Origin of the sequence: Actinoplanes sp. NPDC049681, assembly GCF_044465265.1 — a bacterium.
Classification (GTDB): Bacteria; Actinomycetota; Actinomycetes; order Mycobacteriales; family Micromonosporaceae; genus Actinoplanes.
The window spans coordinates 1-23,359 of the sequence record NZ_JBITLP010000001.1 but is presented as its reverse complement, the minus strand read 5'-3'; the positions used below and the strand labels follow the sequence as shown (position 1 = coordinate 23,359).

General features: G+C 70.0%; 24 protein-coding genes, 3 tRNA genes and 1 pseudogene. 11 read left to right on the top strand and 17 right to left on the bottom strand.

Annotated features, from left to right (window positions below):
• The first annotated feature begins 10 nt into the window (after positions 1 to 10).
• The 3 genes from ACIBO8_RS00140 to ACIBO8_RS00130 are packed head-to-tail and all read left to right on the top strand — an operon-like array spanning position 11 to position 1,574.
• Positions 11 to 409 carry a hotdog fold thioesterase gene (locus ACIBO8_RS00140; protein WP_396113836.1) on the top strand — a complete coding sequence of 133 codons (399 nt, stop codon included), beginning with the start codon at positions 11 to 13 and terminating at the stop codon, positions 407 to 409.
• Between the two features lie 37 nt (positions 410 to 446).
• On the top strand, positions 447 to 839 hold the full coding sequence (locus tag ACIBO8_RS00135) for a hypothetical protein (protein WP_396112892.1): 393 nt from the start codon (positions 447 to 449) through the stop codon (positions 837 to 839).
• A 54-nt stretch (positions 840 to 893) separates the two neighbouring features.
• Positions 894 to 1,574, top strand: coding sequence for a DUF2786 domain-containing protein (locus ACIBO8_RS00130; protein WP_396112891.1), 681 nt, complete (start codon positions 894 to 896; stop codon positions 1,572 to 1,574).
• On the opposite strand, the gene ACIBO8_RS00125 is transcribed toward ACIBO8_RS00130, so the two are convergent.
• Complete coding sequence (locus ACIBO8_RS00125) at positions 1,552 to 1,866, bottom strand: hypothetical protein (protein WP_396112890.1); 315 nt, start codon at positions 1,864 to 1,866, stop codon at positions 1,552 to 1,554. The genes ACIBO8_RS00130 and ACIBO8_RS00125 overlap by 23 nt on opposite strands.
• A 134-nt stretch (positions 1,867 to 2,000) precedes the next feature.
• On the opposite strand from ACIBO8_RS00125, the gene ACIBO8_RS00120 reads away from it, so the two are divergent.
• Complete coding sequence (locus tag ACIBO8_RS00120) at positions 2,001 to 2,429, top strand: ATP-binding protein (protein WP_396112889.1); 429 nt, start codon at positions 2,001 to 2,003, stop codon at positions 2,427 to 2,429.
• Between the two features lie 15 nt (positions 2,430 to 2,444).
• Positions 2,445 to 2,753, top strand: a complete 309-nt coding sequence (locus ACIBO8_RS00115) for an anti-sigma factor antagonist (protein WP_396112888.1) — start codon at positions 2,445 to 2,447, stop codon at positions 2,751 to 2,753.
• On the opposite strand, the gene ACIBO8_RS00110 is transcribed toward ACIBO8_RS00115, so the two are convergent.
• The 3 genes from ACIBO8_RS00110 to ACIBO8_RS00100 all read right to left on the bottom strand — a co-directional run bounded on the left by ACIBO8_RS00110 (position 2,750) and on the right by ACIBO8_RS00100 (position 5,492).
• A complete protein-coding gene (locus ACIBO8_RS00110) occupies positions 2,750 to 3,787 on the bottom strand; it encodes an SGNH/GDSL hydrolase family protein (RefSeq protein ID WP_396112887.1) in 1,038 nt (345 codons plus the stop codon). The genes ACIBO8_RS00115 and ACIBO8_RS00110 overlap by 4 nt on opposite strands.
• A gap of 140 nt (positions 3,788 to 3,927) precedes the next feature.
• Positions 3,928 to 5,133, bottom strand: coding sequence for an RNA polymerase sigma factor (locus tag ACIBO8_RS00105; RefSeq protein ID WP_396112886.1), 1,206 nt, complete (start codon positions 5,131 to 5,133; stop codon positions 3,928 to 3,930).
• Positions 5,121 to 5,492, bottom strand: a complete 372-nt coding sequence (locus tag ACIBO8_RS00100; protein WP_396112885.1) for a YciI family protein — start codon at positions 5,490 to 5,492, stop codon at positions 5,121 to 5,123. The genes ACIBO8_RS00105 and ACIBO8_RS00100 overlap by 13 nt, the downstream gene beginning before the upstream one ends.
• Positions 5,493 to 5,590: 98 nt before the next feature.
• On the opposite strand from ACIBO8_RS00100, the gene ACIBO8_RS00095 reads away from it, so the two are divergent.
• Positions 5,591 to 6,007, top strand: a complete 417-nt coding sequence (locus ACIBO8_RS00095; RefSeq protein WP_396112884.1) for a YybH family protein — start codon at positions 5,591 to 5,593, stop codon at positions 6,005 to 6,007.
• Between the two features lie 259 nt (positions 6,008 to 6,266).
• On the opposite strand, the gene ACIBO8_RS00090 is transcribed toward ACIBO8_RS00095, so the two are convergent.
• Positions 6,267 to 8,504: an ATP-binding protein gene (locus ACIBO8_RS00090; protein WP_396112883.1), complete on the bottom strand. Its 2,238-nt coding sequence runs from the start codon at positions 8,502 to 8,504 to the stop codon at positions 6,267 to 6,269.
• 72 nt (positions 8,505 to 8,576) lie between these two features.
• On the opposite strand from ACIBO8_RS00090, the gene ACIBO8_RS00085 reads away from it, so the two are divergent.
• Positions 8,577 to 8,756: a hypothetical protein gene (locus ACIBO8_RS00085; protein WP_396112882.1), complete on the top strand. Its 180-nt coding sequence runs from the start codon at positions 8,577 to 8,579 to the stop codon at positions 8,754 to 8,756.
• Between the two features lie 574 nt (positions 8,757 to 9,330).
• Here ACIBO8_RS00085 and ACIBO8_RS00080 read toward each other — a convergent pair.
• From ACIBO8_RS00080 to ACIBO8_RS00045, 8 genes and pseudogenes are all read right to left on the bottom strand, one after another.
• Positions 9,331 to 9,407 (bottom strand) — tRNA-Phe (locus tag ACIBO8_RS00080).
• A 31-nt stretch (positions 9,408 to 9,438) separates the two neighbouring features.
• Positions 9,439 to 9,515 (bottom strand) — tRNA-Asp (locus tag ACIBO8_RS00075).
• 49 nt (positions 9,516 to 9,564) lie between these two features.
• Positions 9,565 to 9,637: transfer RNA gene (locus ACIBO8_RS00070), tRNA-Glu, on the bottom strand.
• A gap of 266 nt (positions 9,638 to 9,903) precedes the next feature.
• Positions 9,904 to 10,647 carry a B12-binding domain-containing protein gene (locus ACIBO8_RS00065; protein ID WP_396113835.1) on the bottom strand — a complete coding sequence of 248 codons (744 nt, stop codon included), beginning with the start codon at positions 10,645 to 10,647 and terminating at the stop codon, positions 9,904 to 9,906.
• 459 nt (positions 10,648 to 11,106) lie between these two features.
• Positions 11,107 to 11,274 (bottom strand): annotated as a pseudogene (locus ACIBO8_RS00060) (MerR family transcriptional regulator); the annotation flags it as partial.
• Between the two features lie 19 nt (positions 11,275 to 11,293).
• Positions 11,294 to 11,869 (bottom strand): isopentenyl-diphosphate Delta-isomerase, encoded by a 576-nt coding sequence (gene idi, locus ACIBO8_RS00055; protein ID WP_396112881.1) that lies wholly within the window; start codon positions 11,867 to 11,869, stop codon positions 11,294 to 11,296.
• A gap of 19 nt (positions 11,870 to 11,888) precedes the next feature.
• Entirely contained in the window at positions 11,889 to 13,400 is a 1,512-nt protein-coding gene (crtI, locus tag ACIBO8_RS00050; RefSeq protein WP_396112880.1) for a phytoene desaturase family protein, read from the bottom strand.
• Between the two features lie 56 nt (positions 13,401 to 13,456).
• Positions 13,457 to 14,692, bottom strand: coding sequence for a polyprenyl synthetase family protein (locus ACIBO8_RS00045; RefSeq protein WP_396112879.1), 1,236 nt, complete (start codon positions 14,690 to 14,692; stop codon positions 13,457 to 13,459).
• 68 nt (positions 14,693 to 14,760) lie between these two features.
• On the opposite strand from ACIBO8_RS00045, the gene ACIBO8_RS00040 reads away from it, so the two are divergent.
• On the top strand, positions 14,761 to 15,666 hold the full coding sequence (locus ACIBO8_RS00040; RefSeq protein WP_396112878.1) for a phytoene/squalene synthase family protein: 906 nt from the start codon (positions 14,761 to 14,763) through the stop codon (positions 15,664 to 15,666).
• Position 15,667: 1 nt separating this feature from the next.
• Entirely contained in the window at positions 15,668 to 17,002 is a 1,335-nt protein-coding gene (locus ACIBO8_RS00035) for a cryptochrome/photolyase family protein (protein WP_396112877.1), read from the top strand.
• Between the two features lie 113 nt (positions 17,003 to 17,115).
• On the opposite strand, the gene ACIBO8_RS00030 is transcribed toward ACIBO8_RS00035, so the two are convergent.
• Complete coding sequence (locus tag ACIBO8_RS00030) at positions 17,116 to 17,949, bottom strand: hypothetical protein (RefSeq protein ID WP_396112876.1); 834 nt, start codon at positions 17,947 to 17,949, stop codon at positions 17,116 to 17,118.
• A gap of 88 nt (positions 17,950 to 18,037) precedes the next feature.
• Positions 18,038 to 19,135 carry a serine hydrolase domain-containing protein gene (locus ACIBO8_RS00025; RefSeq protein WP_396112874.1) on the bottom strand — a complete coding sequence of 366 codons (1,098 nt, stop codon included), beginning with the start codon at positions 19,133 to 19,135 and terminating at the stop codon, positions 18,038 to 18,040.
• Between the two features lie 40 nt (positions 19,136 to 19,175).
• On the opposite strand from ACIBO8_RS00025, the gene ACIBO8_RS00020 reads away from it, so the two are divergent.
• Positions 19,176 to 20,537 carry a dihydrolipoyl dehydrogenase family protein gene (locus ACIBO8_RS00020; RefSeq protein ID WP_396112873.1) on the top strand — a complete coding sequence of 454 codons (1,362 nt, stop codon included), beginning with the start codon at positions 19,176 to 19,178 and terminating at the stop codon, positions 20,535 to 20,537.
• Position 20,538: 1 nt separating this feature from the next.
• Here ACIBO8_RS00020 and ACIBO8_RS00015 read toward each other — a convergent pair whose 3' ends face one another.
• Complete coding sequence (locus ACIBO8_RS00015; protein WP_396112872.1) at positions 20,539 to 21,027, bottom strand: ATP-binding protein; 489 nt, start codon at positions 21,025 to 21,027, stop codon at positions 20,539 to 20,541.
• Positions 21,014 to 21,820, bottom strand: a complete 807-nt coding sequence (locus ACIBO8_RS00010) for an MEDS domain-containing protein (protein WP_396112871.1) — start codon at positions 21,818 to 21,820, stop codon at positions 21,014 to 21,016. The genes ACIBO8_RS00015 and ACIBO8_RS00010 overlap by 14 nt, the downstream gene beginning before the upstream one ends.
• Before the next feature lie 144 nt (positions 21,821 to 21,964).
• Between ACIBO8_RS00010 and ACIBO8_RS00005 the strand changes: the two genes are divergently transcribed.
• Positions 21,965 to 22,819, top strand: a complete 855-nt coding sequence (locus ACIBO8_RS00005; protein ID WP_396112870.1) for a Rieske 2Fe-2S domain-containing protein — start codon at positions 21,965 to 21,967, stop codon at positions 22,817 to 22,819.
• Positions 22,820 to 23,359: the final 540 nt, after the last annotated feature.

Genomic DNA, 23,359 nt, shown 5'->3' with positions numbered 1-23,359 from the left:
GGCGGACGGCATGCAGGCCCTCCTCGGCAGCGGGGGCGCGGGCGCCCTCGGCGAGCGGATGGGCATCGAGATCACCGAGGCGACCCCGGAACGCGTGGTCGCCACGATGCCCGTGGAGGGCAACACCCAGCCGTACGGCCTGCTGCACGGCGGCGCCTCGTGCGTGCTCGCGGAAACCCTCGGTTCGGTGGGTGCGGTGATGCACGGCGCGACCGTCGACCGTCCGTTCGCCGTCGGGGTGGACATCAACGCCACCCACCACAAGGCCGTCCGGTCGGGAGTCGTCACCGGTGTCGCGACCCCGGTGCACCGCGGCCGCACGGCGGTCACCTACGAGGTCGTCATCACCGACGAAGACGGCGACCGGGTCTGCACCGCGCGGCTCACGTGCCTCCTGCGGGGCGCTTGAGCGGCGTCGGTTGACGAATCCGCGTACCTTTCTTGACGTGACCGACGTACCACAGCACGCACTGGACGACGCGGCGCAGGTGCTCCACTGCGCGCTCAGCGGCGACAGCGACGCTGTGGTCGGCACGTTCGACGCGGTCGTGGACCGGTCGGGTGTCGTGGGGGCGTACGACGTGGCGTGGTGCCTCGCCGCGACCATGGTGGGACGGAACGTACCGACCGGCGGCGCGTGGACCCTCGACTTCCCCGGGATCGACGACGCGCGCTACGACAAGCGCTGGGTGGCCCGGTTCGTGAGCGCGTACGTGAACGGTGACATCCCGACCGGCGAGGCGCTCTTCGGCGCCGCCATCGCCGACGGCCAGCTTCCCGACTGCCTGCTCGCCCTCGCCGGTTCGACGATCGCCACCCTGCGGCATCGGGCGGCATGACCGACCGCACCGCGGCGAAGCAGGGCCAGGAGGGCGTGCCCTTGGCGGCTCAGCATGACGGAAGATCCGCTGCTCGCCCGCGTTCGTAAGCTGCTCGCCAAGGCCGAGGACCCCGCCTGCACGCCGCCCGAGGCCGAGGCGTTCATGGCGAAGGCCGCCGAGCTCATCGCCAAGTACGGCATCGACCAGGCGTTGCTCGCCGGCGCCGATCCCGCCCTGGACCCGGTCGGTGATCGCGTGCTGACCGTCGAGCCGCCGTACTCCCGCGACAAGGCCTCGTTGCTCGGCGCCGTCGCCATCGCGCTGCGCTGCAAGGTCGTGCACCTCGACCGGCGCGGCACCGCCCGGGTGCATCTCTTCGGGCACGGCGCCGACCTGGAACGCGTGGAGCTGCTCTTCACCTCGCTGCTGATCCAGGCGGCGCACGGCCTGGCCGCGGCCGCGGTGCCCAGCTACGACCATCCGGCCGCGTTCCGCCGGTCCTGGCTGGCCGGCTTCACCGAGGCCATCCGGGCCCGCCTCACCGCCGCGGAGCAGGAAGCGGCCGCCGCGGCCCCGGGTGCGGAGCTCGTCCTCGTGGACCGCACCGAGCTGGTCGAGCGCCGGCGCGACGAGACGTACCCGAAGCTGACCCGCCTCGGCCCCCGCCGGCTGGCGGGGACCGGCCGTCGCCACGGTTACGCGGCCGGCCGTGCCGCGGACCTGGGTGGCGCTAGAGGTCTTCGCAATTCTTGAGGTAGAGCGCCTTCGCGTACTGGGCGGCGGCCGCCTCGTTGTACATGGTCGCCTGCGACATGTACCAGCCGTTGTCGGCTAGCGCCTTCTTGGCCTGCGTCATCCCCGACCAGCGGATGTCGGCGTCCACCTCGGACAGCCCCCGGGCCTTGAAGTTGCGCCGCATCTGCATCTTGCCGAGGCGGAAGTTCTCGGCGGCCTGCTCCGCCTCCCGCATGCACCCCATCCCCTTCTCACTGAGCGCCTCGGCGAGCTTCCAGGCGGCCTGCTCCTCGGCGTTGGTGAATTTCAACGTCGTTCCTCCCGCGAACTTGGTTCCCGGATAGAGGTACGGAAGACATGCCGGTTGCGCTAGGTCCCTGCAAGAAAGGTCAAACCGTCCGGCGCGCGTACATGATCGGCGTACGCGGCGGGCATTAACCCTGCATGGCCAACATCAGCGCGCAGAGTCCGCCGAGCATGACCGAGCTGCAGCACTGGGTGCTGGACAGTCCTCGGCAGCTGAAGATCTTGAGGGCGAACCTGCACCGCGCCCTCACCGGCGAGGTGCTGGCGGAGGGCGCCGCCCTGGACGAGGTGCCCGAGAAGGTCGTCCTGGTCGCGACCGAACTGGCCACCAACGCGTTGCGGCACGGCCTGCCGCCGACGATCGTGCGTCTCGGGCGGGCCGGCGACCGGTTCTACCTCGACGTCGCCGACCACTCGCCGGATTCGGTGCCCGAGTACGCCGAGGGCCGGCCGCTCGGCCAGGGCGGGCTGGGACTGCAGCTGGCCCAGAAGTTCTCGCTGGAGATGGGCTGGTACGTGGAGGGCAACACCAAGCACGTCTGGGCGGAGTTTCCCGTACCCGGCTGACCTATGATCACGTCGATGACCAACGCCTACCATCGGATCACCCGGAACGCCGGTGTCGTCCGCCTGTCCGGGGACTTCGACATCAACGCCCGGGACGAGCTGCGCTCCGTGCTGGTGGCGGCGATCGAGCAGGACGGCTCCGGGGGGATCGTCGTCGACTTCGACCAGGTCGAGTTCCTGGACAGCGAGGCCCTGGGAGCGCTGATCGACGGGTACGTCGCCGCGCGCGCTGCCGGCGTGAAGCTGTCCGTCGTCAACGCGCGCGGGATCGTCCTGCGGGTTCTCGAGGTGTCCGGCGTCCTCGAAATGGTGTCGGACGGTTAGACGTTCAGCAGGTTTCCGGCGCCGGTCCAGCGCCGGACGATGCGGCCGTTCTCCTTGTACTCCCGAAGCGTCTGCCAGACGCGAACCTGGCGGTTGACGCCGTCGACCTTGACCGTCGCGGTGCGCAGCGTCCAGGCGCGGCACTCCGTGCGGTGGTGCGGCGCACCGTTGACGGTGACCTTGGTAGCCAGGCAGCGGACGGTGTTCCGCATCAGGTACGGGTTGAGGCCGGTGTCGCCCGAGGTGCCGAACACCCGAGACATGGCCTGGTACCAGTTCCACGCCATCTTCGAGTAGCCGAAGTCGTTCGGGTGGTGCAGGTCGTGCAGGTCGATGCCGGCGACCGAGGACTGGTCGACCACCGTGATCCGGGCGTCGTTCTTCTTCGCGACGAGCTGGGGGATCAGCCGGTTGTAGACGCGGTCCCGGGCGGCCTCCACCGGCACCCGCGACGTGATGATCTTCGCGACGAAGATGTACGCCTCCGGCCGCGCCGTGCGGATCTGGTCGATCATCGCCGACAGCTTGCGGGCCGTGGCGGACGGGCTGTCGCCCTGGGTGATGTTGTTCGTGCCGGCGTGCACCAGCACGACGTCCGGGCGGTACGCCGCGAGCCAGCCGTCCAGCTCGGCGGAGAGCTCGTCGATGGTCCAGCCGCCGTGGCCCTCGTGACTGGTGTCCGAGCCGGTGCCGTTGTTCTGCGACCCCACGTAGTTGATCTGCATCCCGCCCTTGAGCAGGCGCTCGGCGAGGGCCATTCGGTAGGAGCTCACGGTCGGGGAACCGGTGCCGCGGGTGATCGAGTCACCCAGGGGCATGACCCGGGTGGCCTCGAACGACTGGATCCGCGGCGCCGCGCCCTGCACCACGGCGGGAGCGGGGGCGGCGGGGGTTTCCGCGGAGGCGATCCGAGGTGCGCCGAAGCCCACCACCAGGCCCGCGGCGAGCACACCGGTCATGGTCTTGATGCCCAGCCGGCGCGCGCCGGTCCACCGCTGCCCGGAAATCCCCACGACGTACCCCCCGATCGCCATCTGCTCAGACGTCTGGAAGATCGGCCGGGGCCGCCGCGACACGATTTCCGCCCGGTAGCCGTGAGTTGTGATAGAGGTGCATGTCACCAGGAGAACAGCGAGCCGGGCCGGCGTGGAGGACAGGAAGTCCGACCCCGGCCTCAACCGAGCGCGGCCGCCCGGGCCGTCAGATAGCGTTGCTCGGGTGCGCTCAGGGTGCGGCGGGCCGCCTCCAGGTAGGCGGCCCGCGCCGCGACCCGATCGCCCGACTTCTCCAGCAGGTGGGCGCGCACCGCTGCCACCCGGTGATGGGCGCGCAGCGCCGGCTCGCCGGCCACGGTGGTGAGCTGCTCCAGCGCCGTCCCGGGCCCGTGCACCTCGGCTACGGCGACGAGCCGGTTCAGCGTGACCATCGGCCCCGGTGCCAGGGCCTCGAGGATCTCGTACAGGCGCAGGATCTGCGGCCAGTCGGTGTCCTCGGCCCGCGGGGCCTCGTCGTGGATCGCCGCGATGGCGGCCTGGATCTGGTACGGCCCGATCGGCGCCCGCGCCAGCGTCTCCGTGATCAGAGAGACGCCCTCGGCGATCGCGGCGTGGTCCCACACCGACCGGTCCTGCTCGGCGAGCGGCACGAGGGCACCGTCCGGTCGGCTCCGCGCCGGCCGCCGCGCATCCGTCAGAAGCATCAACGCGAGCAACCCGGCCGTCTCACCGTCGTCGGGAAGCCGGGCCCGCAACTGCCGGGTCAACCGTACGGCCTCAGCGGTCAGCTCGACCCGCTGCAGCCGGGCCCCGGAGCTGGCGGTGTATCCCTCGTTGAAAATCAGATACAGCACCTGCCGTACGGCGACCAGCCGCGCTTCGCGCTCCTCCGGAGGCGGGAGGCGGAACGTGGCCCCGGCGTCCCGGATCCGCTGCTTGGCCCGGCTGATCCGCTGCCCGACGGTGGCCTCGGGCACCAGCAACGCCCGGGCGATCTCCCCGGTCGTGAGCCCGCCGACGGCCCGCAACGTCAGCGCGACCTGCGAGGCGACGGTCAACGCCGGATGGCAGCACAACAGCAGCAGCGTCAGCGAGTCGTCGACGGACGACACCGGCGCGGCGGGCGGCTCGTACCGCACGGCGTCCTCCCGCCGCCGCCGCGCGACCTCGCTCCGCACGACCTCGACCCGCCGCCGCGCCGCAACAGTGATCAGCCAATTCTTCGGCCGCTCCGGCACCCCCTCGACCGGCCACTGCTGGGCGGCGGCGAGCAGCGCCTCCTGCACGGCGTCCTCACAAGCGTCGAAGTCCCCGTACCGCCGCACCACAGCGGCCAGCACCTGCGGCGCGCACTCGCGCAGCAGGTCCTCGATCAGAACTCCCACCCGCTCATGTCGAGCACGGGCCGCACCTCCACCTGCGTGTACGCGGCATCCGGCACCTTGGCAGCCCACCCGACGGCCTCGTCCTGCTCGGCGCAATCGATCAGATAGAACCCGGCCAGATGCTCCTTGACCTCGGCAAACGGCCCGTCGGAAGCGACCGTACGCCCGTCCCGCACGGAAACCCACTTGGCGAGCGAGGGATCGGCGAGCCCCTCGGACGCGACGAGCACCCCGGCCTCGGCCATCTCCTCGGTCAGCTTCAGATGCCCGACCCCGAAGTCGGTGCGCTGCTGATCGGTGAGCGTCTCCCACACGGCGAGGGACCGCTCGTTCGACTGGATCAGGATCAGGTACTTCATGACGCCTCCTCGGCTTCCGGTCATCTTTCCCCGACACGTCGAAACCACGAACCCGGCTTCGACATCCTGAACGACAAACACTTCCTCAAGGAGGAACCATGGAAGAGATCCGCAGCCTCGTCCTGAACCGCGCCGCGGCCGTGGCAGCCAAGGACCCCGAGGCGATGCTGAAGGACAACGCCCCGGACATCGTCGAATACTCGCTGGCGCCGCCGCTGCGCCAGTCGGCCAGCACGACCGAGGGGGTCACGGCATGGCTGGGGACGTTCCAGGGGCCGATGAGCATGGAGGTCACGGACCTGGCGATCACGGTGGGCGGGGATGTCGCGTACTGCACCAGTCTCAACTGCCTGACGGCTACGCCGGCGGGGCAGGCGGAGAGCTTCAGTCTGTGGTTCCGGGCGACGCTGGGGTTGTGCAAGCGGGAGGGCCGGTGGCTGGTGACCCACGAGCACCTGTCGGTGCCGTTCGAGATGGACGGCTCGTTCCGGGCATCGATCGACCTGAAGCCGTAACGGCCGGCCGATCGGGTCCTCCCGCCGGAGCGGCCGTGGTCACCCCGCGGCTTGCGGCCCAGGCGCACCTCCTCGGCCAGCCGCGTGGTTCAGGTGAAGCCGTGCAGGCCGCCTATGCCCCGGACGAGCGGCTCCAGCGCCAGCCGCGCGGGATCCCAGGCGCCGGCGTCGACGCGGCCAGGCGGGGTTCCGGCGGCCCCCGCTCGCTGGTGTCGCCTCGACCCCAATGGGGGCGCGCCTCGGGGCGGTGACCCGCCTGTTACGTGGTCTGTCTTTGGTGCGGTGTGGGATCGGCATGGGCGATGTGGGGTAGGCGCATGGTGACGCTCGTGCCGGTGGGTGGGTTCGGTTTGACGGTGAGGGTGCCGTGGTGGCGGTCGATGATGGCACGGCTGAGGGTGAGACCGAGACCGGAGCCGGGAATGCCTTGGTGTCGGGCGTTGCTGCCGCGGTACAGCCGACGTAGCAGATGGTCGTGCTCGTCGGTGGGTGCGCCCGGATTGGTGATGGCGAGGACTGCCGCGTTGTCGCGGCTGTGGAGGGTGACACTGACGGTTGCCCCGTCGGGGCTGTACTTGATGGCGTTGTCGAGCAGGTGGTCCAGGACCTGACGCAACCGGGTGTCGTCGCCGGGCACGGTGAGCTGGTCCGGCAGGTCGGTACGGAGGGTGATGTGGCGGGCGTCCCCGGCTGGTCGGGTGGCGCTGACGGCGTCGGTGACAATGGCGACGAGGTCGACGGGGGCGCTGGTGAGTCGAGCGTGGCCGGATTCCAGTGCGACCAGGTCCAGGAGTTGGTCTACCAGGGTCAGCAGTTCGGCGCTGTTGCGTACGACGACGTCGAGCAGGTTGCGCAGGTCGCCAAGCGTCGTGTCGTCAGGTTCCTGGCAGATCAGGTCGGTGCAGGCGGTGATGGATGTCAGCGGGGTGCGCAGCTCGTGGCCGACCAACGCGACATACTCGTCGATGCTGGCGGCCAGTTGGTGTGCCAGCTCCTCGGCGCGGCGGCGTTCCAGGTGGGCGCCGAGATGTCCGGTGATGCCGGTCAGCAGAACGGTCAGGGCGGGTTCGGGCTCCTGCCGGTCATGCGAGAAGTACGTCAGGACGCCGATGACTTGGGCGCCGCTCCGGACCGGTATCGCCCCGGCGGCTTGGTAGGGCGCCGCCCGGGCGACCTCGGGCAGTATCGGGGAGTCGGGGGCGTGGACGTCGGGTACCCAGATCGGTTCACCGCGCTGCCAGCAGCTGCCGGCGAGGCTGTGACCACGGGTGATGCTGGCCGGGATAGGCAGCGGCGTGGCCCCGGGGGCGGTGAAGGTTGCCGCTGGTAGCAGCCGGTCGCTGACCGGGTCGGCCAGCCACAACCGCACGTACGGCCACTGCAGCCAGGTGCCCATGGCGTGCAGCGCGGCAGTGGCGGCGCCGGTCGCATCGGCGGCGGTCGTCAGGGCTTCGAGAACCGCGTTCTTGCACCGTTGGTAGCGCTGGGTCTGATGTTCGGTGCTCACGTCGTGCACCGCGGCGACCGCGCCGATCGGCTCTCCGGCGCTGTCGTGGATGGGCTCAGCGTTGACCAGCAGCCAGTGGGGCCGCTGGTGCTGGTCGTAGGCCAGCAGGTCGGCGCCGGTGACGGTTTCACCGGCCAGGGCGCGTACCAGCGGGAGGGCCTCGGCGCTCAACGGTGTGCCATCGTGGTGGCGCAGGACGAAATGGTGCGGCCAGTCGGCCAGCGCGACGCCTGCACTGTCCTCGCCGAAGAACGTACGCAGCTTGTTGTTGAGCAGCACCAGCCGGCCCTGCCGGTCGCAGACGGCTATCCCGATGTCGATGCTGTGCAACAAGGCGCTGACAAGATCCGGGCTGCTGAGCAGCCCGGCAGAGTCCTCACCGCTCGCGGCCGGTGCGTCGGCCGACGCACCCGCACCAGCGCCCTGAGGGTCAGCACGGCAGGTATCGAGGCAGCGCTGCACCGCCTCGGCCAACTGCTGCACACCGAACGGCTTACGCAGGAGCATCGTCGCGCCCGCCGTCTCCAGCTCCGGGTCGCTGGGCGGGAGATAGGCGGTGACCAGCAGCACAGGAAGCCCGGCCAGCTCCGGATCACGCCGGATCGCCCGGCACAACTGCACCCCGTCGAGCCGCGGCATGTCGACGTCGGCGATCACCAAGTCCGGTCGCCGCACGGCGATAGCGGCCAATGCCGCTCGACCATCGGGCACCATGACCGTTTCGTGGTGAAGGCGATGAAGGATCTCGGTGATGACCCGCTGATGTTGCGGGTTGTCCTCCGCCATTACCACGTATGCCATGGTCGCAGAATACGTCAAATAGACATAAATGGTGCACACGGTGACTGGATCATGTGTCGCTTTCGGAAGCTCCCGCCACAGCGCGCCGGTCCGGACCTTCCACAGGATCCGGTTGATCACCTGATGGTGATGACGCCACCGGTCGCACCTGCGATCCGGCGCCGGCAGCAGCAGCTCGATCACCGCCATGCCTTGTCCCTCAGCTCAACTCGCCCGAGATCCGACGCCCGGCACATCAGCCAGTACTGGTCCATTGATGGCATGACACGGCCCGACCATGAGGGCCCGGTGCCCGCCGAGGCTGACGATCAGAGGGTGGTGGCCGACGGGTCGTTCCCCCTAATGGTCCTGATGGTCGACCAGCTCCCGGATCTCCACGAGCTGATGCTCGTCTCCGATGGTCAACACGATCCGGTTCGCGTGCCGCTGCCGGCGCGGTGAAAGTTCCTAGGGCTGCTGCAGAACGGCAAGCGAGGCCCGAGTCTTTGGTGACTTTGCCGAACGGCTGATCAGGCTGGCGTGATGGAGTGGAGTACTTCAAAGTGGACGAGAGCGGTGCCGCTCGCCGTGCCGCGCCACGCAACAGGTGGAACGTCAGTTCTTCGGCATCGACTACCGGGATCACGGCCTGGTGTTCTGCCGTCCGGACGGCATCCCGCTCCGGGCCAGGCCGTGTGACAGTCAGTTCGAGCAGCACGTGGCCGCTGCGGCCTGCCGCCGTGCCGGCCGCGTGACGCCCGGCGCGGCGCGCGCTCGCTCATGCTGGCCGGCGTTGTCCCGATGGAGATCGTGCAGATGATCCTCGGGTATTCCTCGCCGGAGGTCACCCGACCGGGTCCACGCCCCTGATGCGCTCGCAGACTGCCGCTCAGGTCGGAGGAGGCGGCCAAGCCTCTGACGCATCATCGACCGGCTCGAAGAGTCGCTGTGAGCAATCCGTGAGGTCGCATGGCTCTGAGCGGGGAATAAGCGAGAGCCCCGACTGGCGTTTCCGCTGGTCGGGGCTCATCTTCGCTGGTGGCCAGGGGCGGGGTCGAACCGCCGACCTTCCGATTTTCAGTCGGACGCTCGTACCAACTGAGCTACCTGGCCGTGCCGCATGAAACTCCGCGCGGCTGGGCACTGGCGGTCCTGACGGGACTTGAACCCGCGACCTCCGCCTTGACAGGGCGGCGAGCACTCCAACTGCTCCACAGGACCTTGCTGATGTTGCTCATTCTTACCACGTGCTCTGACCGAGGTCGGTCCGTACCCCCAACGGGATTCGAACCCGTGCTACCGCCTTGAAAGGGCGGCGTCCTAGGCCACTAGACGATGAGGGCAACTCCGCCATCATTGCACATTCGCAATTCCTGCGGTGTGGGCCCCAACCGGCCCCGCTTGAGGCTTGGAAAGCATACGTGATGCCGTGCCCGTCATCCAAACCGGTATCCCCTCCTCGCGGCGTTGGTCCTGACCAGCCAAAACAACGGTGAGCTGAGGCGATCGGGGCGACGGTGTGCCGAGCGCCACTCCCTGCGTCGCCTTCTTAGGGCCGTGACAGTCCCGGCTCGGCGCTTCGCCTTTCGTGGTTGCGCCCTTACGGAGCTCAGGTGCGTCGATGCGCTTCTTCCGCTTGTGCCGGGTCGGGCGTGTCCGGGCTGACCGCCATCGCCAGGAGATGGACCGCCTCGCGCAGGCTGCCGAGCCGCACGACTCCCTCCGGCAGACGCTCGGCAGGCCATCCCGGCCCGGCAGCCCCGGCAAGCAGCGGCGCATGCCCGGAGGACAACAACCGCACCCACTGCACCGGGTCCCCGGTGTCGGGCAGCTGCGACCACAGCACCACCGCGATCGGCCCGGTACGCGCCACCGCGTCGTTCAAAGCCTGCGGCGGCACCCGTGCGCCGAGCAGACGGCTGGGCACCCCGCTCTCGGCCAACGCCGCGGCCAAAGCCTCGAGAGGCAGGGTGTGCTGCTCCTCGTCGGCGGCGGCAAGCAGGACCCGCGGGGTGCGGCTGCTCGGCGGCCGGGGCACCGAACCCAGCACCTCCGTCACGCAACGCGAGATCAGGTGCTCCACCTCGATGAAGCGCCTGGTGGCCTCGTACCGCTCACCGATTCCGATCAGCACCGGCATGATCACTTCGTCCCATGCACCCATGACGCCGCGACTGACCACGGTCATCTCGAGCAGGTCGCGCACGGCCGGCCCGTCGAGACGCATGGCGGCGCGGGCAAGGCCTCGGGCCGCGGGTCCGGCCCTGCCGGTACGGATGGTGTGCCCGCCGCCGTCCCGCATGGTCACCCGGAGGCGGCCGGTGACCTCCGGCCACGCGGTGTCGATCGTCATCCCGCGTCCCGAGCTCGCCGGCCGTCCGAATTCCGCCTCGCCGCCGGAACCGGGCTCGGGATCCAGGCTCGCTTCGCGTTCGGCGTGCCACTCGTTCGGGTGAGGGCTCTCGAGCGGGGTCTCTGCGGCAGTCACCGATGAGGAGGCGCTGGGTGAGCCGGATCCGGGGGAGACGAATTCCCCAGGTGCGTCGGTTCCACCGGCCGACCCCGGCCCACCGGTCGGTCCTGGCTCACCGGCCGGCCGCGGCCCGCCGGCCGACCCCGACTCACTGGCTGGGTTCGATTCGCCGGTCGCGCTTGTTCCGCCAGGGGAGCCCACTCCGGCGGCCGAGGACGACTGCGGTCCACCGGTCGCTTCGACTAGCCCCGGCGACTGGCCGGACACAGCCTCTGTCCCGGCAGCAGGCCGCGGCACGTCGATCGGCACAGGCACGCGCCGCGCCCACGCCGCCGCCTCGGCCGGTGCCACGCCCTGCGCCGTCAGCCGGCGCATGACCTGCAGCCGCTCCATATCTTCCGGCGTGTACCGCCGGTGCTGTCCGGGCACGTGGTGGCTCGGCCCCAGCCCGTACCGCTGGTGCCACGTACGCAGAGTGGTGACGGCCACCCCCAGACGGCGCGCCACCGCCCCGGCCGTCAGGGCCTCATCGGCCACCTGACCGCTCCGTAGTGTCGTCGGGGTGGAGGTGCTCGTGGAGGCGACCCGCGACACCGGACAGCCACGGCGCGTACGCCCGCGGCTCCTGCGAAACGGCGAGCCGGAGCTCGTCGAGCGACACCCAGCGCACGTCGGCCACCTCGTCCGGGTCGGGGAGGAGGGCCGCGTCAGCATCCAGGCGGCCCACCAGTACGTGGTCGTACTCATACTCCACGCGCCCGGTCGCGGGGTCTTCCGCGTAGTAGGAATACACCCCCACCTCGTGCAGTTCGACGCCGTCCACGCCGATCTCCTCGACCAGCCGGCGCTTGGCGGCAACGTCGAGGGGCTCGCCGGGCACGGGGTGACCGCAGCAGGTGTTGGCCCAGCGCAGCGGGAAGCGGGTCTTGACGGCTGCGCGCTGTTGCAGCAGCACCCGGCCGGACGAGTCCTGCAGGAACACGGAGAAGGCGCGGTGCAGCAGGCCCGGCGCGCGGTGGGCCTCGTCGACCGTGACCTCGCCCACGGCCGCCCCGTCGGGGTCGACCAGCTCGACGAGGTGCGCTTCGCGGGAGCCCGTCATGTCGGCTTGCCTTTCTGCGTCATTCATGGCGTACGCCCACCAGCTCTCCCTCGGCCGTTGCCGCGGTGATGCGGCCGGCCGCCAGCTTCCCCGAGATCAACACCATCGGGACTCCGACGCCGGGCTGTGTGCCCGAGCCGGTGAAAACCACGTTGGGTAGCGACGGATGCAGATTTCCCGGCCGGAACGGTCCCGTCTGCGCGAACGTGTGCGACGACGCGAACGGCGTGCCGGCGGCCATGCCCTGCGCCGACCAGTCGTCCGGCGTGATGATCCGTTCGACCTCGACGCCGTCTCGGAATCCTACGTATCCGCGCTGCTCCAGCACGCGTAGCAGTTCGTCCGCGTACCGCCGGCCCAGCCCGCCCTGCCAGGCGAACGGCGCGGTGTCGAGGTTCGGCGTGGGCGCCAGCACGTAGTAGGTCTGCCGGCCGGCCGGCGCCACCCCAGGGTCGCTGCGGCTGGGGTTGGTCACCAGCAGTGACGGGTCGCTCATCAGCAGACCTTGCCGGATGACCTCGTCGAACGTGCCCCGCCACGCGGCACCGAAGTGGATGTTGTGGTGCGCGATCTTGGAATATGTGCGGTCGGAGCCGATGTGCAGCACCACGCACGAGGGCGAATACCGCAGCTTCCGGGGTCGCCGCGGCGGCAGCAGATCGCGGTAGGCGACCGGAAGGTCCGGGTTCAGGACGACGACGTCGGCGGCGATGCGCTCACCCGTGTCGGTGATGACGCCGGTTGCGCGGCCGTGGCGCGTCTCGACCCCGGTGACCGTGGTCTCGTAACGGAACTGGACGCCGTGCTTCTCGGCGGCGCCGGCCAGCGCCTTCGGCACGGCATGCATGCCGCCGCGAGGGAAGAAGACCCCGGCGACCGAGTCGAGATACGCGATCACTGCGTAGATGGCGAGAGCGTCGTGCGGCGCCAGGCCCGCATACATGGCCTGGAAGGAGAAGATCCTTTGGGTACGGGGATCACGGAAGTATTCGTTGATCTTCGGCTGGAGCCGGCGGAACCCGCCCATCGCCAGCAGCTTCACCAGGTTGAGGTTGAGCAGGTCGATCGGGCTGTCGAGATTGCGATCGATGAAGTGGTCGCGCTCGAGCCGCCACAGTCCGCGGGCGAAGTCCACGAACCGCAGGTAGCCGTCCGCCTCGCGAGGCCCGCAGACCCGGGAGATCTCGCCCGCCATGCGGACCGTGTCGGTCAGCACGTCCAGTGTGGAGCCGTCGGGGTAGTACGCCCGGTAGGCCGGGTCGAGCGGCGTGAGCTCCAGCCAGTCGGACAACTTCTCACCGACGGCGGCGAGCGGCTCGGCGATGAGCTCCGGCATGGTGAGCACGGTCGGACCGGTGTCGAACTCGTATCCGTCGACGGAAAGGCGTCCCGCCCGGCCGCCGGGCACCGGCTCGCGCTCCACGACCGTCACCTGACGCCCGGCCGCCGCGAGGTGCAGCGCACAGGCCAGGCCGCCCAGCCCGGCACCGACGACCACCACATGGTCGGTCGGTCCTGTCACTGTCCGCACGTCACCAGCTCCAAACGGTTGGGGGGGCGGCCGCAACGCCTCGGATCGGCGTCCCATCATGCTGGCCGGTGGGTGGCGGTGACCGCCAGGTCTATGAGCGCGGCGCGCGCGTCGGGGTGGATGGGTGCGTCGCGCAGAGCGGCGACTGCGGTGTCGACGCGCTGCCGGATCATCGCCTCGACCTCGGCCACCGCCCCGGTCTCCGCGATGATTTCCGCCTGCCGGGCAATCTGTGCCTCCGACGGCGTAAGCCGCAGGGGCGCGCGCTGTGGAGTCGCGACGTCTCCGGCATCACCGTTGGGTGACGGAAGAGCCGAGGAGAAAAGCCCGCCGGAGCCGTCGGCGGGGATGACGGCTCCGGCGGGAGTCTGTGCCAGCTCGGCGCGCTGGGCGGGGGTCGCGAGCCGATGGGCCAGCATCAGCAGGGCGGTCGGCTTGCCGGTGCGCAGGTCGTCGCTCGCCGGCTTGCCGGTGATCTCCGGGTCTCCGTAGACCCCGAGGAGGTCGTCGCACAGCTGGAAGGCTTCGCCGATCGCGAGGCCGTAGGTCTGATAGGCGTCGTTGATGGCGGGTGCGGCGCCGCGCATCGGCCCGGCCAAGGCCAGCCCGAACTGGAGCGGACGCTGCACCGTGTAGCTTGCCGTCTTGTGGCGGGCGACCACCAGCGCCCGGTCGAGCGACCACTCCTGCGGCTGGGTCTCGCCCAGCACGTCGAGATACTGGCCCGCGACGGTCTCGACCCGCATCCGGTCGTAGCACGCGCGGACTCCGAAGAGCGTCGCCGTGGTAACCGCCGTCTGCGCGATCAGTTGATCGGCCCAGACGAGACAGAGGTCACCGACGAGGATCGCCGACGTCTCGCCGAACTGGCCGGGGTCCCCGAGCCGGCCGGCGCCGGCGTGCTCGGCGGCGAAGAGACGGTGGGCGGTGGGACGGCCGCGGCGGGTCGCGGAACCGTCCATCACGTCGTCGTGCACCAGCGCGAAGGTGTGCATGAGCTCGAGTGCCGCCAGGGCCGGCAGGACGGAGTCGACCGGCTCACGACCTCCGATCACGCCACGCCAACCCCAGTAGGCGAAGGTGGGCCTGAGTCGTTTGCCGCCGGCCAGCACCAGGTCGCGGGTGATGCGGGCGAAGCGGCCGAGGGCCGGGTCGACGGCGTCGAAGGCGGCAATCTGGCCGGCCAGGAACTCGGCCAGCGTCCCCTCGACGGCGTTGACCAGGCCGTCCGAGGGGATCGGCTGGTAGGGGACCCCGCAGCGGCGGGTTCCCACGAGGATGTCGTTGGCCACGAGGAGGAGATTACCGTAGGCTGCGTGTTGCGTCGATTCGTGAGTCGATTTATTTCCAGGAGGCTCGGGTGGAGACAGATCTGGCAGCGGCCTACGAACGCTGCCGCGAGCTGCATCGGCGCCACGGCCGCACCTATTACCTGGCGACACGGCTACTACCCGCGTGGAAGCGCAGGCATGTCCACGCTCTCTACGGGTTCACCCGCTACGCCGACGAGATCGTCGACCGCACCGATGACCTTCCACCGGCGGAGCGGGCCGAGCGGCTGACGGAGTGGTCCGATCACTTCCTCGCGGGCCTCCGGGGCGAACACGTCGAGGACCCGCTGCTCCCGGCGATCCTCCACACGATCGCGGTCTTCGACCTGGACGTGGACGACTTCGACGCGTTCCTGCGCAGCATGGCGATGGACCTCACCGTCACCTCGTACGCGACCTACGACGACCTCCTCGGCTACATGGAGGGTTCGGCCGCCGTCATCGGCACGATGATGTTGCCGATCCTCGGTTCCCGCGACCCGGCCGCCGCCCGAGAACCGGCACGTCAGCTCGGGCTCGCCTTCCAGCTGACCAACTTCATCCGAGACGTCGGCGAGGACCTCGACCGGGGGCGCACCTATCTCCCCGACGCGCACCTCGCCGAGTTCGGCGTGACCCGTGAAGACCTGCTGCAGGCACGTGCCGTCGCCCGGTCGACGCCGGCCATCAAGGCGCTCATCCGCGCCGAGGTGGCCCGGGCCGACGAGCACTACGCCGCCGCGGCCCCCGGCATCCCCTTGCTGCTGCCCGGCTCTCAGGCCTGCATGCGGACCGCCTACCGCCTGTATGCCGGAATCCTCGACGAGGTGGTCGCCGCCGACTATGACGTCTTCATGCGTCGCGCGACCGTCCCCAACCAGCGCCGGGCCCGGGTCGCGCTCGAATCCCTGTTGACCCGCGCCGGCACGCCGGTTCCGGCTCTTGTGCGCGGCTGACATGCGTACGGTCATCGTCCTTTTCACCCGCGACCTGCGGGTGCACGACAACCCAGCGCTCGCGGCGGCTTGTGTCAACGCCGAACGGATCGTGCCGCTCTTCGTCCTGGACCCCCACTTGCTGGCGCTGTCTCCCAACCGCGCACGCTTCCTGCATCAGAGCCTCGGGGATCTGGCCGCGAGCCTTCGCCGGCTCGGCGGCGACCTGGTCATCCGCGAGGGCGACCCGGTGGCCGAGACCCTCAAGCTGGCCCGCGAGGTGGAGGCCGACGGCATTGCGCTCACGCAGGACGTCAGCGGATACGCGCAGCGCCGGGAGCGCCGCCTGGCTCAGGAATGCGAAGGGCACCGCATATCGCTCCGACTCTTCCCGGGCACCACGGTCGTGCCGCCGGGAGACGTGAGCCCCGGCGGTGGTGGAGCGCATTACCGGGTCTTCTCGCCCTATTACCGCGCGTGGGAGTCGGCGAAGTGGCGGGACGAGGTCGCGGCGCCGACCAGAATCACGTTGCCGGAGGGGCTCGACGTCGGCCGCTTGCCCGAGCTTCCGGCGGGGGAGTCGGCGGCGGCACTGGACGGCGGCGAGGCCGAGGGGCAGCGGCGCCTCAAGACCTGGCTGCGCCATGTCGGGCCGTACGACGACCTCCACGACGACATGGCTGCTGACGGCACCTCGCGGCTCAGTGCGTACCTTCGCTTCGGTTGTCTTTCGCCGTTGACCGTGGCGAACGCGGCGCGAGCGTTGGACGGCGCCGGACCGGCGGCCTTTCTCCGCCAGCTCGGCTGGCGGGACTTCTACTACCAGGTCGCCCACGCGTTCCCGAAGATCTCGACTGAGGCCTACCGTGCGGCGGGCGACAGCGAATGGCGTGCCGACGCGGACGCGCTGCAGCACTGGCAGGACGGACTCACCGGCGTGCCCGTCGTCGACGCCGGTATGCGCCAGCTACGGGCCGAGGGCTACATGCACAACAGGGCGCGCCTGATCACCGCCGCGTTCCTGACCAAGCACCTCGGCCTCGACTGGCGCGACGGGGTGAAGTGGTTCTTCCGCTGGCTCAACGACGGCGACGTCGCCAACAACTCCGGCAACTGGCAGTGGGTGGCGGGCACCGGGAACGACACCAAGCCGTATCGGCGCTTCAATCCGATCCGCCAGGCCGAGCGCTTCGATCCCGACGGCGTGTACGTTCGTCGTTACGTACCGGAATTGACATCGATCTCCGGCAAGGCCGTGCACCAACCATGGCGCTTGCCGGATACGGTGCGTGCAGGCCTCGACTATCCGGCGCCGCTGGAGTCGCACCGCGACGAAGCGGTCTGGTTGCGGCCATGAGGTTTCCACGCGGTTCGCCGGGTGGAAAGCGGGTCCTGCCGGCCCGTTGCGTTCGTCCGTTGAAGGCCGGCAGGACCCGCGACAACCTGCCCCCGGATCCTGGGCCGGAAACCTCAGTCGGGCAGCGCTTGCCACGCGCTGTAGTGGTGCACCGCGATGCCGGCGAAGGCCGCCGTCGTACGCGTCGCGGCGTCCACTTCGGTCATCGCCTCCTGGAGGCGTGTCTCGCCTTCCTCGGCAAATGTGCAGTAGGCGCAGTCCGCCAACGGGCCGGTCTCCGCCCCGAGACGCACCCGCTTGCCCGCCGCCTTGCCACGCGCCAGCCAGTCCTGACTGATCGCCAGCATGGAGTTCGGCCCGGTGCCGGTGTCGCGGTAGCTCATGACGGTCACGGCGGTGACGCGACGCAGCACCTCGTCCGCCAGATTCGTGCGCCCGACCCGGTATTCGCCGAACCAGAACGGCACGTCGACCTCGAGCGGCAGCGTGCTGCCGAGACGCAGCTTGTCGAGCAGCTTCAAGTAGGACGTCTCGGTGGACTGGAGGCTCGACGTCCAGCCGGGGGTGAGGTAAGGCTCGACGTCGGCGTGGATCCCGGAGAAGAGCCCGGTGGACACGACCGCCCGCTGCCAGGCGAGGGCCGCCGCATGGTTGGTGACCCAGGTGGGATCGCCGCCGAGCGCGCGCAGCTTGATGTTCAGTGGAGCGGCCAGCTCGTGCATCTCCTGCAGCCGGGCCAGGTCACCGTTGGTCAGCACGGACGGCGACACGTAGACGAAGATCTCCGACACGTGCTTGCGGGACGCCCAGTCCACCACCTCGTCGGCGGGGTCGTCGCCCCACAGCCACATCGCCCTGGTGCCGGCGGGCGCGGCGGTGAGGCCGGCGCTGCCCGCGGACGATGCCGCGGGCAGCGCCAGAGCGGCGGTCGCGAGGATGACAGACACCAGCCCGGCCTGCCATCGCCCCCTCACGACCGCCCCCCTTCTCGGTGATTCCTCTTCCGCGGGGGTTCAGGATCGGTTGCGGCGAGGGCTAGTTGAGAGGTTCGACCGACGAGATCGCGGCCTCGATCGCGTTGACCCGGTCGAAGTCCCCGAGCTGCCGGGTGACATAGGCGATGGCGTGCCCGCGTGCGGGATCGGCCCAACCGGCATTGCCGCCGAGTCCGCCCATGCCCCACGTGCCGTCGCTCTCGAGCTGCACACCGAGGCCCCACGTCGTCTCGCGACCGATGAACCGATCCATACCGGTGAACTGGGCGGCGGTCAGTTCCTCGACCAGCGACCGGCTGAGCAGGCGGTGGCCGTCGAGGTCACCACCCGCGAGAAGACCGGCATAAAAGCGCGCGATCCCCTCGGCGGTCGAGTGCAGGTTCACGGCCGGCACCACGGCGGTGCGCCACCGGTCGCTGTTGACGACCGCGAGGTCGCGGGCGCCGGCGGGATTCGAGACGGCACGAGCGTGGACCGAACCCGGCTCGCCGAGCATGAGTTCCGGCCGGTCCGGGCGGTCGAACTCCAGGTCGGCGCACCGCGCGAGGTCGGCTGGATCCACACCGAAGAAGAGATCGAGGCCCCAGGGCCGCGCTATCTCCTCGGCGACGAAGGCGCCCGGCTCCCGCCCGGTCACCCGCCGCACGATCTCGCCGAGAAGATGTCCGTAGGTGAGCGCGTGCTCCGCTGCCACCGTGCCCGGCGGCCATTCCGGCTCGGCCTCGGCCAGATCGCCGCAGAGCAACTCCCAGTCCGCCCACGTGGACGAATCGCGCGGGACCGGAAAGCTCGGCAGGCCCGACGTGTGGGTCAGCACCTGGCGTACGGAGGCATCCGTCCGGAATCCGGGCCAGTGCCGGGCGACCGGATCGTCGAGCCGGACCAATCCCCGCGCGACCAGCATCAGGACCGCCACGGCGATGATCGGCTTGCCGACCGAATAGACGTTGACCAGCGTTTTCGCGTCCCACGGCCGGGTGCGTCCGGCGTCGCGCCAACCCTCGACCAGATTCACGACCACCTCGCCGTGGCGCAGCACACACAATGCCGATCCACCGCTCAGGTGCTGCACGAACGCCTCGCGCGCCGCCTCGTATCCGGGGGCGATCTTCCCAGTTATCCACAGCTCGTCAGCCACGCCGCGCACCGTACCCGCGAAAAGTGGAAGGCTGACCCGTATGGCTGAGAGACAGCAGGTTGATGTGATCGTCATCGGGCTCGGCGTGGGGGGCGAGGAGGCCGCGGGCCGGCTTGCCGAGGCGGGCCTGTCGGTGGTCGGCGTGGAGCACACGCTGGTCGGCGGCGAATGCCCCTACTGGGGATGCATCCCGACAAAAATGATGATCCGCGCGGGCAACGCGCTCGCGGAAGCCAGGCGCATCCCGGGGCTGGCCGGAGCCTCGCAGGTCCAACCCGACTGGTCGCCGGTCGCTCGCCGGATCCGCGAGGAGGCGACCGACACCTGGGACGACAAGGTCGCTGTGGACCGATTCGTCGGCAAGGGCGGCCGGTTCGTCCGGGGCCGGGCCATGATCACCGGACCGGGCCGCGTGCGCGTGGGCGATGAGGAATTCGTGGCCGGCCGCGGCATCGTCATCGCCACCGGGACCGCTGCCGTGATTCCGCCGATCCCCGGGCTGGCCGGCACGCCGTACTGGACGAACCGTGAGGCCGTCGAGACCGAGAGCCTGCCCGCCACGCTCGTCGTTCTCGGCGGGGGTGCCATCGGGGTGGAACTCTCCCAGGTCATGGCCCGTTTCGGCGTCGCCGTCACGATCATCGAAGGCAGCGACCGCCTCCTCGCGATGGAGGAGCCGGAAAGCTCCGACACGGTCGCCGCCGCCCTCGCAAAAGACGGGATCAAAACCCATACCGGGGTACGGGCACAGCAGGTCGAGCACTCAGGCGACCTGTTCACGGTCACGCTTTCCGACGGCTCGACGGTCACGGGCGAACGCATGCTCGTCGCCACCGGCCGCGCCGCCCGGCTCGACGGCCTGGGACTCGAGAACGTCGGACTCGACCCGGCAGCTCGATTCCTCACGACGGACGACCGGATGCGCGCGGGCGACAACATCTGGGCCGCCGGTGACGTGACCGGCAACGGCGCCTTCACCCACATGGCCATGTACGAGGCCGACGTGGTCGTCCGGGACATCCTCGGCCAGGGCGGACCCGCCGCGGATTACCACGCGCGGCCCAGGGTCACCTTCACCGATCCGGAGATCGGCGCCGTAGGACTCACCGAGAAGCAGGCCCGGGACGCGGGCATCGATGTGCAGGTGGGGTTCTCGAGCCTGCCGTCGTCGTCTCGCGGTTTCATCCACGGACCGGGCAATGACGGGTTCATCAAGGTGGTCGCCGACCGTTCCCGCGGTGTGCTCGTCGGGGCGACCAGCGCCGGCCCGTCCGGCGGGGAGGTGCTGGGGGCCCTGTCGGTGGCGGTCAAGGCTGCCGTGCCGATCGCCACCCTCCAGGCCACGATCTGGGCCTACCCGACGTTCCACCGGGCGATCGGAGACGCGATGCGGCAGCTTTGAGTCAAGCCTGGCTGAGGGCGACGACCGCAGTCACCGTCGTGCCGGAGGCGTCGGTCGAGATGTGCAGATCCGACATCTTCCGGGCGATCCACAGGCCGCGCCCACCGGAGTTGGCCGGCGTCGGCAGGTGGTGGCCCGCGTCGCCCGGGTCGGTGATGCCCGGGCCGTTGTCGCTGAGCTCGCAATGCAGGCTGCCCGCGGCGACCCACAGGCGGAGCCGCCCCGTTCCGCCGCCGTGCCGCACGCAGTTGCTGGAGAGCTCGTGCGCGATGAGCATCACCACCTCGGCGGTCTGCTCGTCCGTCACGGCGGCGGCCTGTGCGGCCACTGCCAGGCGGAGGGCGGTCAGGCCGGTCCGCTCGAACGTCTGGTCGAGCAGGATGCGAGTCGCATCAGCTTTGGGGCGGCGAACATCCCGGGAGGCGACCCGCGGAGGTCTGTTCCGAAGGCCGCGGCTCGGGGCCGAGCCCGCCAGGTCAGCGCTCACCATGGCGAACCAGCATCCGCAATGCCGGGACGCCTGCCGCCCCCGCGGTCGTCAAGGCCTGCTCGATCGGTTCCCCGCAAACCACGACCATCCTGCGGCCGGTCGGCAGGTTCGCCGCGGTGCGCAGGATGACCGCCGCGGCGGCCGCGTCGAGGAAGTGCAGCTGATTCAGGTTCAGGTGGATGTCGGGATCCAGGCGTACGGCTTCGGCGAGGGCGTCGCTCAGCACATCGGCGCGCGTGTGGTCGAGCTCGCCCGCTACGCGTACGCCCGGGGGCACGTGCTGGCGGCAGATCCGCAGGACCGGATCCTCGTGGTAGACCGTCGCCGCGACCGTACGCCGGTGAACCCGTGCCGCGTAGCCGAGTGTCACCGGGTCGAAGCTCTCACGGTCGTACTCACAGACGGCGGTAAGCCGGCCGTCGGCGAACAGGCGGCCGATCTCCGACTCGAACACGAGCAGCTGCTCGGCGTTGGCCTGCGGCCGCGCCGCCCAGCACATGTCGGCCGTGATCCGTAGCCCGCTGCGCCCCTCCGCCTCGGCCTGCCGCACCTCGCGCGCCAGCAGCTCGACCATGGTGGCCGCCTCCGGTGCCGCCACTCCGCCCCACAGCCGGTCGACGGGAACCACGCTGATGTCGGGTCCCGGGTCGAGGCCCCGCTCGAGGAGATCGGCCGTGAGCTCGTCGACGCTCAGCGCGTCCGTGAAGCACACCACCTTGTCCCCCCGGTCCCGGCCGGCCGCGGCGAAGGCGGCCAGGATGTCAAGCCGCTCCTGCGGATCGGAGAAGGTCAAGCACGCGTGATCGCCGGGACGCAACCGGTCTACCGGCGTCGTGGCGGCCATATGTCCTCCCGTGTCGAGGGCCCGCTGAGTACCCGTCAGGTTCGAGCTTCATGCGCCGGCATGGGGACGCCGCATCCGGGGTACCTCGTACGCATGTTGCGGCAGATGATCTCCCGGCTCGAGAAGGCCACGGCCCTGGACCCGATCAGCGAGCGCCTTCAGGGCGCCGTCCAGAGCGTCGCCAAGCCCAAGCGGTTGCGTGACCTGCTGCACGGAACCTGGCTCGGGCACCCTCTGCACCCGGTCCTGGTCCAGGTCCCGGTGGGCGCATTCATGAGTGCCGCCGTCCTGGACGCTCTGCCCGGCCAGCGCAAGGCTGCCACCACCCTCATCGCGGTCGGGACAGCCGCCACGGCGCCGGCCATCGCGGCGGGCTGGGTCGACTGGTCGTCGCTGGCCAAGGATCAGCGCCGGGTCGGCCTCGTGCACGCGACGGCCAACGCCGTCGCACTCGGGCTGTATGTGGGGTCGCTCGTCGCCCGCTCCTCCGGGCGTTACGGGATGGGGCGCCTTCTCGCGTACGCCGGTCTGTCGGTCGCCGGCGGCGGGGCCTACCTGGGCGGGCACCTCTCGTACGAGCAGGGCGCCGGCATGAATGTCGCCTCCCCGGAGCTGTTCCGCCTGCCCGAGGACTGGGCCGAGGTGGGGGAGGTCGCTTCGCTCCCGGAAGGCCGTCCGACGGTACGCACGATCGACGGCGTTCGGGTTCTCCTGTACCGCCTGGGTGACGACGTGACAGCCATGGTCGAGCAGTGCGGGCACCAGGGCGGTCCCCTGGGAGAGGGAGAGGTTGAAGGCTCCGGGCGGGACGCGTGTGTGGTCTGCCCGTGGCACGGAAGCACCTTCCGGTTGCGCGACGGCGTGGTCATGCACGGTCCCGCGGCGGGTGATCAGCCGACGTTGCGTACGCGTATCCGGGACGGCGTGCTGTCCATCGCCACTCCCTGACACCCGTTCGCCCAGCTCAAGCCCCCTGTGGTGCGGCACACGGGGGGCCGATTTGGCGCTGCGGGAACGCTCGGGTAATGTTTTCCGAGCCGGCAGGGAAACGGGCGAGGCAAGCGGAACGGCCTGAGGGACTGGGAGACCAGTAACCAGGAAGACCGCGGACCGGCCGTCCTGCCAAATCCTTCGAACTTCGGGATCGTAGCGATGCTGCCCTGTGCAGTGCCGCCCCGGGCCCGGTACGAAGGGTGCGCTAGGAACGAACGGCACGAACCGGGAAATACCGGTTGACAGGGCCTGAAGGACCTAGTAAAGTTGAACGAGTGCCCCGGGGGCGGGCCGCTGAGTGAGGCGGCAAGTTTCTCGGTGTGTGGTTGTTCTTTGAGAACTCAACAGGGTGCTTGATAAGCCAGTGCCAATTTGATTTACCCCGGCCAGATGCTTTGTGTGTCTGGTGGGATTCCTTTGGCAGCATTTTTTGTTGCCGGGATGGATTCACAACAAAGGTTTTTGTTGGAGAGTTTGATCCTGGCTCAGGACGAA

Bases quoted from the DNA above. Each gene is read 5' to 3' on its own strand.
- ACIBO8_RS00130 (WP_396112891.1), top strand. From the start codon at position 894: ATGACGGAAGATCCGCTGCTCGCCCGCGTTCGTAAGCTGCTCGCCAAG.
- ACIBO8_RS00020 (WP_396112873.1), top strand. From the start codon at position 19,176: ATGGCTGAGAGACAGCAGGTTGATGTGATCGTCATCGGGCTCGGCGTG.
- ACIBO8_RS00140 (WP_396113836.1), top strand. From the start codon at position 11: ATGCAGGCCCTCCTCGGCAGCGGGGGCGCGGGCGCCCTCGGCGAGCGG.
- idi (WP_396112881.1), bottom strand. From the start codon at position 11,869: ATGACGGGCTCCCGCGAAGCGCACCTCGTCGAGCTGGTCGACCCCGAC.
- ACIBO8_RS00100 (WP_396112885.1), bottom strand. From the start codon at position 5,492: ATGAAGTACCTGATCCTGATCCAGTCGAACGAGCGGTCCCTCGCCGTG.
- ACIBO8_RS00085 (WP_396112882.1), top strand. From the start codon at position 8,577: ATGACACGGCCCGACCATGAGGGCCCGGTGCCCGCCGAGGCTGACGAT.
- ACIBO8_RS00090 (WP_396112883.1), bottom strand. From the start codon at position 8,504: ATGGCGGTGATCGAGCTGCTGCTGCCGGCGCCGGATCGCAGGTGCGAC.
- ACIBO8_RS00120 (WP_396112889.1), top strand. From the start codon at position 2,001: ATGGCCAACATCAGCGCGCAGAGTCCGCCGAGCATGACCGAGCTGCAG.
- ACIBO8_RS00095 (WP_396112884.1), top strand. From the start codon at position 5,591: ATGGAAGAGATCCGCAGCCTCGTCCTGAACCGCGCCGCGGCCGTGGCA.
- ACIBO8_RS00115 (WP_396112888.1), top strand. From the start codon at position 2,445: ATGACCAACGCCTACCATCGGATCACCCGGAACGCCGGTGTCGTCCGC.
- ACIBO8_RS00065 (WP_396113835.1), bottom strand. From the start codon at position 10,647: ATGACGATCGACACCGCGTGGCCGGAGGTCACCGGCCGCCTCCGGGTG.
- ACIBO8_RS00035 (WP_396112877.1), top strand. From the start codon at position 15,668: ATGCGTACGGTCATCGTCCTTTTCACCCGCGACCTGCGGGTGCACGAC.
- ACIBO8_RS00005 (WP_396112870.1), top strand. From the start codon at position 21,965: ATGTTGCGGCAGATGATCTCCCGGCTCGAGAAGGCCACGGCCCTGGAC.
- ACIBO8_RS00015 (WP_396112872.1), bottom strand. From the start codon at position 21,027: ATGGTGAGCGCTGACCTGGCGGGCTCGGCCCCGAGCCGCGGCCTTCGG.
- ACIBO8_RS00110 (WP_396112887.1), bottom strand. From the start codon at position 3,787: ATGGCGATCGGGGGGTACGTCGTGGGGATTTCCGGGCAGCGGTGGACC.